The sequence below is a fragment of the Stutzerimonas stutzeri genome (assembly GCF_000952685.1).
Taxonomy (GTDB): Bacteria; Pseudomonadota; Gammaproteobacteria; order Pseudomonadales; family Pseudomonadaceae; genus Stutzerimonas; species Stutzerimonas stutzeri_E.
The window spans coordinates 42536-55246 of record NZ_JYHV01000033.1; the positions used below are offsets into that span (position 1 = coordinate 42536).

Annotated in this window: 12 protein-coding genes; 5 read left to right on the forward strand and 7 right to left on the reverse strand. The window is 62.2% G+C overall.

Translation table 11 applies throughout. From position 1 onward, the window contains the following. Nucleotides 1–5 precede the first annotated feature (5 nt). Entirely contained in the window at nt 6–197 is a 192-nt protein-coding gene (locus UF78_RS16995) for a hypothetical protein (RefSeq protein ID WP_045163401.1), read from the forward strand. Nucleotides 198–236: 39 nt separating this feature from the next. On the opposite strand, the gene UF78_RS17000 is transcribed toward UF78_RS16995, so the two are convergent. From UF78_RS17000 to otsB, 4 genes are all read right to left on the reverse strand, one after another. Then, nucleotides 237–1148, reverse strand: coding sequence for a DMT family transporter (locus UF78_RS17000; RefSeq protein WP_045163402.1), 912 nt, complete (start codon nt 1146–1148; stop codon nt 237–239). Next, nucleotides 1148–1795 carry a carbonate dehydratase gene (gene can, locus UF78_RS17005; RefSeq protein WP_045163403.1) on the reverse strand — a complete coding sequence of 216 codons (648 nt, stop codon included), beginning with the start codon at nt 1793–1795 and terminating at the stop codon, nt 1148–1150. The genes UF78_RS17000 and can overlap by 1 nt, the downstream gene beginning before the upstream one ends. 75 nt (nt 1796–1870) lie before the next feature. Continuing rightward, nucleotides 1871–3280, reverse strand: a complete 1410-nt coding sequence (otsA, locus tag UF78_RS17010; protein WP_045163405.1) for an alpha,alpha-trehalose-phosphate synthase (UDP-forming) — start codon at nt 3278–3280, stop codon at nt 1871–1873. 25 nt (nt 3281–3305) lie between these two features. Then, nucleotides 3306–4070 carry a trehalose-phosphatase gene (gene otsB, locus UF78_RS17015; protein ID WP_045163406.1) on the reverse strand — a complete coding sequence of 255 codons (765 nt, stop codon included), beginning with the start codon at nt 4068–4070 and terminating at the stop codon, nt 3306–3308. A gap of 186 nt (nt 4071–4256) precedes the next feature. On the opposite strand from otsB, the gene UF78_RS17020 reads away from it, so the two are divergent. Then, nucleotides 4257–4799, forward strand: a complete 543-nt coding sequence (locus UF78_RS17020) for a hypothetical protein (protein ID WP_045163407.1) — start codon at nt 4257–4259, stop codon at nt 4797–4799. 99 nt (nt 4800–4898) lie between these two features. On the opposite strand, the gene rimI is transcribed toward UF78_RS17020, so the two are convergent. The 3 genes from rimI to UF78_RS17035 are packed head-to-tail and all read right to left on the reverse strand — an operon-like array spanning nt 4899 to nt 7733. Continuing rightward, entirely contained in the window at nt 4899–5351 is a 453-nt protein-coding gene (gene rimI, locus UF78_RS17025) for a ribosomal protein S18-alanine N-acetyltransferase (protein ID WP_045163408.1), read from the reverse strand. 10 nt (nt 5352–5361) lie between these two features. Next, complete coding sequence (locus UF78_RS17030; protein WP_045163409.1) at nt 5362–6189, reverse strand: hypothetical protein; 828 nt, start codon at nt 6187–6189, stop codon at nt 5362–5364. Next, the gene (locus tag UF78_RS17035) at nt 6186–7733 is read right to left on the reverse strand and encodes a 2-isopropylmalate synthase (RefSeq protein WP_045163410.1); all 1548 of its coding nucleotides are present in this window, start codon (nt 7731–7733) and stop codon (nt 6186–6188) included. The genes UF78_RS17030 and UF78_RS17035 overlap by 4 nt, the downstream gene beginning before the upstream one ends. 189 nt (nt 7734–7922) lie before the next feature. Here UF78_RS17035 and mksB point away from each other — a divergent pair, with 189 nt between their 5' ends. The 3 genes from mksB to mksF all read left to right on the forward strand — a co-directional run. Then, nucleotides 7923–9164: an Mks condensin complex protein MksB gene (mksB, locus tag UF78_RS17040; RefSeq protein ID WP_045163411.1), complete on the forward strand. Its 1242-nt coding sequence runs from the start codon at nt 7923–7925 to the stop codon at nt 9162–9164. Between the two features lie 98 nt (nt 9165–9262). Beyond that, nucleotides 9263–9949, forward strand: a complete 687-nt coding sequence (mksE, locus tag UF78_RS17045) for an Mks condensin complex protein MksE (RefSeq protein ID WP_045163412.1) — start codon at nt 9263–9265, stop codon at nt 9947–9949. Continuing rightward, nucleotides 9946–12711: Mks condensin complex protein MksF (mksF, locus tag UF78_RS17050; protein WP_045163413.1), on the forward strand; the 2766-nt coding region annotated here is incomplete at its 3' end. The genes mksE and mksF, both read left to right, overlap by 4 nt.

Sequence of the window (12711 nt, forward strand, 5' to 3'; positions counted from 1 at the left end):
GCAGCATGGCCAAAGACGACAAGGCGACACCCCATGAGAAGAGCGACCATGAGCTGGCGAACACGGCCGATGAGGTCGAGATCGGGACCACCGCCCATACGACGCGCACGCAACCGGTCGGTCACAGCCTGGAGCCAACGCATACGCGGATGAATGGCAGTGACGAGGACGACCCGGACAATCACAAGCGCAAATAAGCAAAAGCCCCGCAAACGCGGGGCTTTTTCGTGGGTGCGCTAGCGAACTGCCATGCGCGTGGCCGGACGGGTCGCCAGCAGCAGTCCGGTGAAGATCAGGCCACCACCGACCCAGTGGAACATCTGCAAGCCCTCTCCCAACACCAGCCAGCCGAGGAATGCGGTGAAGACAGGCATCAGATAAGTCGCCATGGCCGCTTTCGCCGCGCCGACTGTCTTGACCCCGTGGTTCCAGGAGAGATACGCCACCAGCGAGGCGAAGATGGCGGTGTAGGCGATGACTGCGAGGTTAATCGGGGTGGGCGTGAAACCGCCGACCTGACTCAGTTCGAACAGGTAAAACGGCATAATCATCGGCGTGCCGATCAGCATCAGCACACCCAGCAGCGTCAGCGGCGGTATCCGTAGAAAGCCGCCCCAGCGCCGCAGTAGCAGGGTATAAAGCGCCCAAACCACCACCGCCCCGAGCATGATCAGATCGCCGCTCTGAAATGACAGGCTGCTGAACGCCGCCCAGCTGCCGCGGCTGATCAGGTAGATCAAGCCGCCCGCCGCGATGGCCATGCCAAACCAGGCACGCCGTGCCGGCCATTCACCCAGCAACAGTCCGCCACCGATAAAGGTGAACAGCGGTAGGCAGGTATTCACCAGCGTCAGGTTGATGGCTTCGGTACTTTGCGCGGCGGAATACAACAGCGAGTTATAGCTGCTGACGCCCAGCGCCGCGATGATCGGCAAGCGCCAGCTGGCCGCTCGCAGGGCCGCACGGTGGGCCCAGATCGAACGCACGACAAACGGCAGCAGCAGACAGGTCGCCAGCACCCAACGCCAGAACGACAACGTCAGCGGCGGGATGGCTTCATGAAAAGCGCGCGCCACCAAGGCGTTTCCGCTCCAGCAGAGCACAGCGAGCAGCAGGCCGGCGAAGGCCCATCCGTGACGATTGGCCATCACACTGGCCGAACTGGGCGAAGGCGGTATTGCGGTGGCAACTGGTCCAGGCCGCTGATGGTAACGTTCAGGTTCTTCCAGATGCCGTCCTTGATGCCATAGATGCAACCATGCACGGACAGCGGCTGACCACGGTGCCAGGCGTTCTGGACGATGGTGGTATGACTGACGTTCGCGACCTGCTGGATGACGTTGAGCTCACACAGACGATCGACCTGCGCTTCCTCGGTGGGGAAGCTGGCGATATGGTCGCGGTGTTCGTAGTAGAGGTCGCGGATGGTGCGCAGCCAGCCGTCGATCAGGCCGAGCTGATCATCGCGCATCGAAGCACGTACCCCGCCGCAACCATAATGACCGGTGACCAGGATGTGCTTCACCTTGAGCACGTCGACCGCGTACTGGATGACCGACAGACAGTTGAGGTCGGTGTGCAACACCACGTTGGCAACGTTGCGGTGTACGAACAGATCGCCCGGCAACATGCCGACTATCTCGTTGGCGGGTACGCGGGCATCGGAACAGCCGATCCAGAGGTACTCCGGCACCTGCTGCTTGGCCAGTTTGGTGAAGAAGTCAGGGTCTTCCTCAATGATGGCTTCAGCCCAGCGCGCGTTGTTTTCGATTAACTGTTGAAGATCGTTGCTCATCGCCTACCCCATCCATCCGAAACGTTACGAACCGGTCGGCATTATGACAAGCATGCAGACCGGTGCGTCACAGCTTCAGACTGTAAACAGCGGGTTCGACGGGACTTCCGCACGTGGGCGGGAAGAGAACGCCCGTAGATCGCGCAGGAAATTGTCACGCCAGGCGTCGAGGTCCGCCGCGCGGATGGCGCGCATCATGTGCTCGTAACGATCCTTGCGTTCGGTGAGCGACATGCGCATGGCGCGGTCGAGCGCCTCGGCCATGCCGATGCAGTCGTAAGGATTGATGATCAGCGCCGAGGTCAGCTCACGGGCGGCACCGGCGAAGCGCGACAACACCAGCACGCCAGGATCCTCCGGGTCTTGCGACGCGACGTATTCCTTGGCGACCAGGTTCATGCCGTCGCGCAGCGGTGTGACGAAGCCGATATCGGCGCTGCGGAACAGCCCCATCAGCACGCGTCGATCATGGCTTTTATTGAGATAGTGCAGCGGCGTCCAATCCAGATCCGACAGCCAGCCATTGATGTGGCCGGCGGCACTTTCGAGCTGCTGGCGGATGTGTTGATAGGTCTTCACATCAGAGCGGGAGGTCGGTGCGATCTGTACGAACTCGACCGCGCGGCGGTGCTCCGGGTAGCGTTCGAGGAAGGCCTCGTAGGCCTTGAAGCGCTCCACCAGACCCTTGGAATAATCCAACCGATCGACGCTGATGATCTTCTTGCGTGCCACGTCAGTGGTACGCCGCATAGGCTTGCGGCGGGTCTTGTAGGACTCGGCCAGGTCCTGGATTTCGTCTGGAACCACGCCAATCGGGTAGACCCCGGCGCGGAAGTTCTGTCCGTACGCCGTCAGGCTGCCATCGTTTTCGAGAATGCCGCGCACTTCACGGGTCATGTAGTCCTGGAAGGCCAGACGATCGGTTTCGGTCTGAAAGCCGATGAGGTCATAGAAACACAGCGTCTTGAGCAATTCGTTGTGCGGCGGGATGACGGTGAGGATTTCCGGCGGCGGAAACGGGATATGCAGGAAAAAGCCGATGCGGTTGCGAATACCCAGCTGACGGCAGGCCTCGGCGAAGGGAATCAGGTGATAGTCATGGATCCAGATGATGTCGTCGGGTTTGAGCAGCGGCCTGAGCTTCTCCGCCAGCATCGCATTAACCCGGCGGTACCCCTCATATTCCTGACGGTTGTAGCGGGCCAGATCGATGCGGTAGTGGAAGATCGGCCAGAGCGTGGCATTGGAGAATCCGCGGTAATACTGGTCGTAATCCTGCTTGGTCAGGCCCATCGTCACGTAGGTGATATTGCCGATGGTCTCGGTGTTGGTTTGCGGGGTGCTGCTTACGTCACCGCTCCAGCCAAACCAGATACCTCCGGCCTGGCGCAACGCGTCATAGACGCCAACTGCAAGCCCGCCAGCAGCGACCTTCCCCGCCTTGATCGGCGCTACTCGGTTGGAAACCACTACTAGTCGGCTCATGGGTCGTTCTCGCTCCAGTCTGGTTTTATTGGTTTTCCGGCTGTTCTGAGAGTGCATCGAGCAAGCGTTCGAGCCAGGCGCCAACGGCTTCTACCGACTCCAGGCGTTGCTTGGCTTCGGTCGGGCCGGTACCGACCTTGATGCTCAGTCCTCCCAGTTCGTTGACGACCTTGAAGCCCGCCTCGTCGGTCAGATCGTCACCAACGAACACCGGCATCCTTCCTTTGAATGGAGCCTCCTGCATGAAGGTGCGAATCACCTCGCCCTTGCTCGCGCCGCGAGGTTTTAGCTCGAACACGCATTTTCCCGGTTGCAGCGTCAAGACGTCGCCGTAGCGCTCGACGAAGTCTTCAGCCAGCGCTCGGGCGGTGCCTTCCAACTCCGGGGCCAAACGAAAATGCAGGGCGAATGCGATGGTCTTGTTTTCCAGCGACAGGCCGGGGTGTTGACCGCAGGCGTGTGCTAGCTCTCGCTGGATGGCTTCGAACACGTCTTTGTCGAGCGCCAGATTGCGCATCTCGCCTTCCGCTGTGCGGCGCTCGGCACCGTGCACGCCGGCAGCCGGCAGCCGCAGTGGCGAGAGCAGATCATCGAGCTGGCTGAGCGGACGGCCGGAAATAACCGCCAAGGGAATTTCGCTGAGATGCAGGTGCTCCAGGGCAACCAGCGAGCGAGGTGGAATGGTCACGAGCTCAGGGCGAGGCTGTATTTCTGCCAGCGTGCCGTCGACGTCGAAAAAGAAAGCGCAGCGCCGGACCTCTAGCCCGGGTCGGTCATTTGGTTTGTTCATGAACCTTGAGACTCCGGATAGTCGACGGTGGTTCGCGCTTTTTGTGTCATCACAAGCGCTTAGGCGCTAAACAGGCGGCCCTTGCAGCTTGGTTCATAAAGCCCGAACCGGCCAGCGGCCAGCCTGAATCTTCGCATCGACGCCGGGTCACAACCTGCAAGACCGCAGCTCACACAGGAGGTTGTCATGAACGATCGCAAGCCCTATACACCCACGGAGATCGACGACACCGAGGACCGCATGGGCTCGATGGAGCAGCTCGATTTCGACCAGCATCGCGACGATCGCAAGGGCCGTATCGGTGACGAGGTGCCGGCCGAAGAAGTCGAGGACGAGTTCCCGCCGGAGCGAGTAGCCGAAGCGGGCATGACCACCGGAGAAGTGCCGGATGGCGACACCACCATGGACGACCTTGCGCCTGAGACGCTCATTCGCGAAGACGGCTCGCGCTCACCTAACGAACGCGGCCATGGCGGCCCGGCCGACCAGGACCTGAGCGAAGTCTCCGAACATCGCATCGGTGCCGACGTGGATCTCGACGAGGCAGAGAAGGGTCGCTATGACCCACTGGACGGCAAGCCTTGGGACGGACCGGCGAAGGGCGACCCGGACACCGGGCTCGGCGGCGGCGATGCCGTGCTGCATGAAAATGACGACCTGATGGACGACAACGAACTCGAAGGCGACGCGCCACTGGACTCCGGGCGGGACAAGGCGCCAGGACGATAAGGTTGTTTACCGCTTCGTGTCGGGTCCGGGTGGCGGCCGCTTCAAGAAGGAAAAAGCCCGATCGTCTGGGTCGGGCTTCGTATGGCGGTGCCTGCCTGATCAATCGATCAATGTGCAGGCCATCACCAAGGCATCTTCGCGTCCGTCAGCGGAAGGGTAATAGCCACGGCGCCGCCCTACTTCGTTGAAGCCGTAACGCTCGTAGAGCCGGTAGGCCGACGTATTGCTGGCGCGCACCTCGAGAAAGCATTCGCGCCCTCCGCGCTGGTGAGCCCGCTGCATCAGATGCTCAAGCAGCCGCAACCCCAGCCCACGCCCCTGGCTCTGGGGCTTGACGGTGATATTCAGCAGGTGCGCCTCGTCGAGAATGACATTGATCACGCCATGACCCACCTGCTGCTCGCCTTCGAGCATGACCCAGCATTCATAAGCGCTCAACGCGTCGGTGAAGATGCCGCGGGTCCAGGGATGACTGAAGGCGGCGTACTCGATTTTCAGGACTGTTTCGATATCCGCCGCCGTCATGGGGCGAAAACTGACTGCATCACTCATGAAGCACTGCTCATAAACCCATAACCCAACGCGGCATGCTGCGACGCATCGCCTTCCACAACTCGGCCTTGCTGCCAGGTTGCTCCATTAACTGCTCGAGCCCGGGCATGGCCAAAGCGTGGCCGATGCCATCGATATGCAGCTCGCGGTAGCAGGCGTCTGCCTCCACCTCACCAGCAAAGCGCAGCGCCGGCAAACCCACTAACCAGAGGCAGGCACAACCCATTTCCTCCAGCTCGGCAGCCACGACACCTTGCACATAATCCCGTGCTGCCTCGGCGCCCTGATCGAGACTGCCGCGGTGCAGCAGTGGCCAACGAATCGGCTCACCGTCACCGACCTGCTGGGGCTTGTCCGGTAGCTTGGCGGCGCGCAGCAGATCCTTGAGCAGCAGGTAGGCGGGATCGCGGCTCTGGAAAGACTCACCGGTGGGCAATTCCACCAATAGCAGGCAATTACCGGCTCGTAGCAATTGCAAGGCAAAACGTGGTGGCGGTATGGCTGCCTTTTGCTCGGCGGCTGCCGGCTCGGCATCAGTGGGCCTCGCGGACGTCTTTTTCGGCTCGGGCATGGCGATGCGGGGCATGGCCGCACGCACCGCATCGGCGGCCGGGCTCGCCGTGGCCGCTGGCGCGTCTGTTACCGGCGCGGGCGACGAGGGGGCTGGCTGCCCGACGGGCTGCTCAAGCTCGACGACTGGCGCGGGCATGGCTTCGGGCTCGACGAACTGCAGCAGCTCCGGGCGCGACGGCGCGGCAAAGGGAAGCTCGACCCGTGGTAGCCAGGTGGTGACCTGCATCGCGTCGAGAAAGGCCCGACGCCGGCTTTCGGTGATCAAACCCCGACTACCTGCGGATGCGCCTTGGCGCCAACCTGCATCAGGTTCAGCGCATTCAGATAGGCCTTGGCGGACGCCACGACGATATCGGTATCGGCGCCGTTGCCATTGACGATGCGCCCTCCGTTCTCCAGCCGCACCGTGACCTCGCCTTGCGAGTCGGTGCCCTTGGTGATGGCGTTGACCGAATAGAGCTGCAGCGTGGCGCCGGAATTGGCGACCGATTCGATGGCCTTGAAGGTCGCATCGACCGGCCCGGAGCCTTGTGCCGAGGCGGGCAGCTCATTGCCGTCCACGCTCAGCACGAGCTTGGCGTCCGGCACCTCGCCGGTTTTGCTCGCCACCTCTAGCGTCACCAGCTTGAAATGTTCCTGCACGTCTTCGGCGAGGGTGTCAGAAACCAGCGCCTGCAGGTCCTCGTCGAAGATCTCGTGCTTCTTGTCGGCCAGCTCCTTGAAGCGCGCAAAGGCCGCGTTCAGCTCACCCTCGCCCGGCAGGACAATACCGAGCTCCTCGAGCCGCGAACGGAATGCGGCACGCCCGGAATGCTTGCCCATGACCATCTTGTTGGCGTTCCAGCCCACCGATTGCGCGGACATGATCTCGTAGGTTTCGCGGTGCTTGAGCACACCATCCTGGTGGATACCGGACTCATGGGCAAAGGCGTTGGCGCCGACGATGGCCTTGTTCGGCTGCACCGGAAAGCCGGTGATGCCGGAAACCAGGCGCGAGGCGCTGAGGATGTGCTCGGTTTCGATGCGAGTGTGCACGTTAAGCAAATCCTGGCGGGTCTTGATCGCCATGACAATCTCTTCCAGCGCGGCGTTACCGGCGCGTTCACCCAGCCCGTTGATGGTGCACTCGACCTGCCGCGCACCCGCAACGACCGCCGCCAGCGAGTTGGCCACCGCCAGGCCCAGGTCGTTGTGGCAATGCACGGAGAACACGGCCTTGTCGGCGTTGGGAATGCGTTCGAGCAGTTGGCGGATCATGTCTGCGTACTGATGGGGGATGGCGTAGCCGACGGTATCCGGAATGTTGATCGTGCGGGCGCCCGCATCGATGGCCGCTTCGATGATGCGACAGAGGAAGTCGATGTCCGAACGTCCTGCGTCTTCACAGGAAAACTCCACGTCGGCGCAGAGATTGCGGGCCTTCGTCACCGCGCGCACAGCCTGCTCGACCACCTGGTCCGGCTGCATGCGCAGCTTGTACTGCATGTGGATCGGGCTGGTGGCGATGAAGGTGTGGATGCGCCCGGAATTAGCACCGGCCAGCGCCTCGGCGGCGCGCTCGATATCGGCATCGACAGCACGCGCCAGACTGCAGACGGTGCTGTCCTTGATGTGATCGGCCACCGCTTTGACCGCGGCGAAATCCCCCGGACTGGCAATCGCGAAGCCGGCTTCGATCACGTCCACCTTCAGGCGCTCGAGGGCCTTGGCGATGCGCAGCTTTTCTTCGCCGGTCATGGAGGCGCCGGGGCTCTGTTCACCGTCTCGCAGGGTGGTGTCGAAGATGATGACGCGGTCGTTGCTGCTCATGTCGAACTCCTCTTGGCCAGCCGTGCGGACTCAGGCGGCGCCTCAAGTGTGAATTGTGGCCGGAAACCAGCAAAGCGGGAAGGCCGAGCGTCTCATTGCGTCATCCCAACGATCGGTTTGGGCTGATTTGCACCTGGGTCAGGCAGTACAATTGCCGACTATTTTTTGCAGCCGACAGAACCGATTCAGATGATCGAACCCAAGCGCGTACTGCGTGCCCTCGCCGAACACTGGACGTTGCTCGAGCCACTGTGCGAGCGCTTCGATGCCGGCACCCTGAGCCTGATCGAACTGCGTCATCAGCTCGCCGCGCAACTGCCGGAAGGCACGCCCACCGATATCACCGCCCTGCTCGATCAGTGGATCCGCCTGGATATCCTGGTCCCGGTGGCGAAAAGCCCGAATCGCTTCGAGCTCAACGCGCAAATCCATGACTTCCTCGCCTACCTGCGCCGCGAACATCGGCTCGGCCTGTGCCTGGAGATCGAAGCCTACCTCCGCCATCTGGAACGCCTGGCCGGGCATATCCAGGACGCTTTCGAGATTCGCGACGGCCAGGACCTCGCCCGCCAGCTGCGTCTGCTCGACATGCGCGTGCGCGACGTGCTGAAGAAGCTAGCCAATGACGAGCAGGCCCTGATCGGTGTCGCCGACCGAGCAAAAACCAGCGATCGGCAGATTCCGCTGCGTCAACGTTACGCCGAGGTCCTCGCCACCTGGGATGAATACGTCGAACCGATGATCCAGCTGGTCGCGGCCGATGGTGCGTTCGAGCAGGGCGTGTACCGCGTCGAACAGGTGCTGATGAAGCTGCTCGGTGAGCAGCAGCGCCTCGGCCAGCTGGTCGACGACGACCTGCTGCTGCGCACCCATGCACGCATTCTCGAGATGCAGAGTACCGCCCAGTTGACCCTGCGCCACGCGCGCGAGCTGTTGCTGCCGTTGCGGGAAGAGGCGCGCCGCCATAACGCCGTGACCCGGGGTGCCGCGCTGGCGCTGTCGGCCATCCGCAAGAAGGGACTCGATGCCGTGCCGCAGGCCTCGTTGCCGCTGTTCACCCGCCCGCAGAGCACCTTTCTCGGCTCGGCCAGCCAGGTCGAGGCCTATGTCTATGCCCTGGCCCGCTTCGAGCCGAAACCGGCGCAATTCCCCAGGGCCGGCAGCAAGCGCAGGACCGACGCACCGCGCTCGCCGTTGACGGCGCGAGAAATGCTCGACCGCTGCGAACAGGCGCTACCGCTGCCTGACCTGATGCAATGGCTGCTCGAGCAGGAACCGGAAGGCGCAACCGACGAGCTGCTCTACTGGTTCTCGCGCCTATCCCGCGATGCACGCTTCCAGCGCGACCGGCTGGAGCGCCGTGAATACCTGACGCGCGAGCATCAAGTCAGCCTCAGCTCTTTCGCCCTGCTGGCCAACGCCGATGCCTGAGCGCTTACGAGCTGGACCAGGTATTGCGCGCCCTGTCTCGAACCCATTTTGTGAAAAGCGCTTCGCGGTTTTCACCCGCCGATTGCCCTGAGTTGCCTATGAACATCGATCTGAAAGAAATGACCCAGTTGGCCCCAATCTTCCGCGAGTTGTTCAAGGGATATCACCTGTCCCGCAGCGAGCCGGAATGCTACGCCCAGCTGTCCAACATGCAGGACCAGTACCGCGCTCTGTTCAAGGCGCTCGGCTTCGAGCTGGTCTGCGACCCACGCGGCTTCTACTACTTCGTCCCCGAGCAGATGGGGGCGCAGGTCAACAAGACCGCACAGCGCCTGGCGTTGTTCACCTTCATTCTGGTCGAGCATCTGGCCGACCAGGGCCGCGATCCACTCGCGGTGCTCGACGGCGGTACCCTGGGCCGGGACGAACTGCCCGCGCTGCTGGACAAATACCGCGACCTGTTCCTGCAGGCCGAGGTGACCACCCAGGACGAGCTGGAAGAAAAGGTGATCCGCCGCCTGACGCAACTAGGCTTCGCCGAAGACAGCAACGGCATCTACCGTTTCCTGCCGCCGATGCACCGCTTCCTCGACGTCTGCCTATCCGTCCAGCAGGACCGCGACCTCGCGGCGAACCTGCACAGCAGCGATCTGGCACTGGCGGCACCTCAGCTCATGGCCGAGGAAGAAGAGGACGACATCATTCTTATCGATCGCGACTCTGACGATAGCGAAGAAGATGCCCTGGCACGCGCCATCGCTGAAGAAAAGGAGCTTGAAGCATGAGCCAGGAACGCTACGGCATCCGCCGCTTCGCCCTGCTGAACACCGCCGGCTATAGCCTCGGCATCTTTCCGCTGGAAACGCCGTTATCTGTTTACGGTGCGAACAACCTGGGCAAGTCCGCGTCGATCAATGCGCTGCAGTTTCCGATTCTGGCGCGCATGTCGGATATGAGTTTCGGCAAGTACAGCCTTGAGCAGTCGCGCAAGTTCTACTTCGCCAGCGACACCAGCTACATCCTCGTTGAAGTCGCCCTGCCCCATGGCCCTCACGTAATCGGCGTTGCTGGTCGCGGGCCGGGTGGTGGCTTCGGTCACCAGTTCTTCGTCTACCAGGGCTCGCTGGATCTCGATCACTACCAGCAGAACGGCACCTGCCTACGCCAACGCGAGCTGTTCGCCAATTTGGAGCGCGCCGGCATCAAGGCCTACGAGGCCAAGCCGGACGAACTACGCCGCCTGCTGGTCGGCGGCCACACCGCTATCCCGCTGGACATGACGCTGATCCCACTGCGTTCGACCAGCGAGCAGAGCCTGAAGACGTTCCGCGCACTTTTCATCAACCTGCTGCACATGCGCGAGATAACGGCGGCCAAGCTCAAGCAGCTGTTCCTCGATGCGTTCGAGCACAGCCTGCGCTCCGGCAGTGTCGATTACATTGCAGCTACCGAAGAGGCTTTCCGCGACGTGCGCCGCATGGAGCAGGACTATCAAGCGCTGGTTGCAGCCGGGCCGTTGGTTGAAGCTCTCGCTGCCGGCGTGGCGCAGCGAGAACTGCTGCGCGGCAAACTGCATCGCTTGTCGCCTTTGCTCGACTCGCTGCTCGGGACCTGGCAGGACTATGCTGGCGCGCGCAAGGAAGAGCTGGTCATCCAGGCCGAACACTATCGCCGCGAGCAGGACGGCCTGCAGAACGAACAACGTGGAAGCACCTCCGAACTGATGCGCCTGGAGCGTGAGATCAGTGAGATTCAACGCTGGCTGGGCGAGCTCTCCTCGCTGAAAAACCGCTTTGCGCTGGTCGATGATGCTCATGTGCTCGAGCAGCAGTTGCTCGCCGCCAAGGATGCCCATGACGAGTTGGCCGGCGCGCTATCGCAGTCGCGCCAGTTCTCCAGCGAGGACCTCGACGAGCGCCTGCGCGACCTTGAGAAGCGGCTCAAGTCGGTCCGGCAGCAACTGGACCACGCGGACAACAACAGCTACTCCCGTCTGCGTGAGGAGTTCTCGCAAGCGGACGTTGATCGCCTCATGCGGCTGTTCAATGGGCAGCTATTCAGCCTGCCGCTAGGGGACAAAGGCATCGCGCTGGATGATGGCGAGGCCTGGGTCAAGTCGCTCGAAGCGGTCCTGGACGGCTTCAAGGGCGAGCGCTTCGAGGCGCCCGGGTTATCTATCGACTTGTCCCATATTGAACCGCCGGCCCTGCAGGCGCTGGCTGATCGTGCCGCATTGCGTGACCAGAAGGATCGACTGGAGCGTGAACTGAAACAACTCAAGGCCCAGCATTCAGTGGCGGTCGACCGCGCCGCGAGCAAGGCGCAGGCCGAACAGCTCTACCAGCAGGTGCTAGACGCCCAAAAAGCCTTGGAGGACTTCCGCCGTTGCCAGACGCTCTCAGCCGAAGAGAACAGTAAGCTTGAGCAACTGGCCCAGGCCGAGGCGGCGCAGGACGAACTCAAGCGGACCAGCGATGCCTTCACCGAGCGAGTGCAACATCTATCGGCGAAGCTGCAACTGGTCGGCCGTCAGCTGGCGGATCTCGAGGCCAAGGAGCGCACGTTGGAGGACGCGCTACGTCGCCGTCAGCTGCTGCCTGCAGATCTACCATTCGGTACGCCCTTCATGGATCCGGTGGACGACTCGCTGGACAACCTCCAGCCGCTGCTCAACGACTATCAGGACAGCTGGCAGGCGCTGCAACGCGTCGACGGCCAGATCGAAGCGCTCTACGCGCAGGTGCGCCTCAAGGGCGTCGCCAAGTTTGATAGCGAAGAAGATCCCGAGCGGCGGTTGCAACTGCTGGTGAACGCTTACGCGCATCGCCAGGACGAAGCCCTGACGCTCGCCAAGGCGCGTCGCGCGGCGGTCACCGATATCGCCCGGACCTTGCGCAACATCCGCAGCGACTACGACAGCCTCGAGCATCAGCTGGCGTTGTTCAACCGCGAGATCAACAAGCGCCAGGTTTCGAACCTCGAAAGCTTTCGCATCGTCCTGGCACCGAACAAGGATGCGCTCAAGCATATCGACCAGATCATCCACAGCGCCGGGCAATACGAGCAAGGCGAGACGCTGTCCGTATTCGACCTGCAGCAAAGCAGCGAACAGGACAGCAAGAACGAGGAGGCCAAGGAGTACCTGGCACGCTTGGTTGCCGCTAACAACAATCAGCTGGGCCTGAAGGACCTGTTCGAGCTCGCGTTCGAAATTACCAAGGTGGGCGGCCAGCCGGTGATCCATACCGACATCGACGGCGCGGCGTCCAACGGTACGACGATGACCATCAAGGCACTGACCAACATGTACCTGTTGCTGCACCTGATGGACCGCGAACAGGCCGGTCGTATTCGCCTTCCCTATTACCTGGATGAGGCGGCCGACATCGATGAACGCAACCAGCAGGCACTCATCGAAACCAGCCTGCAACTCGGCTTCGTGCCGATTCTGGCGTCGGTGAAGCCGCAGGTGTCGGCACATGTGGCTATCGACCTGGAAGGCGGTAGCGGCCCGGCCGGAATCTATATCGACGAAGCGGATTGGAAA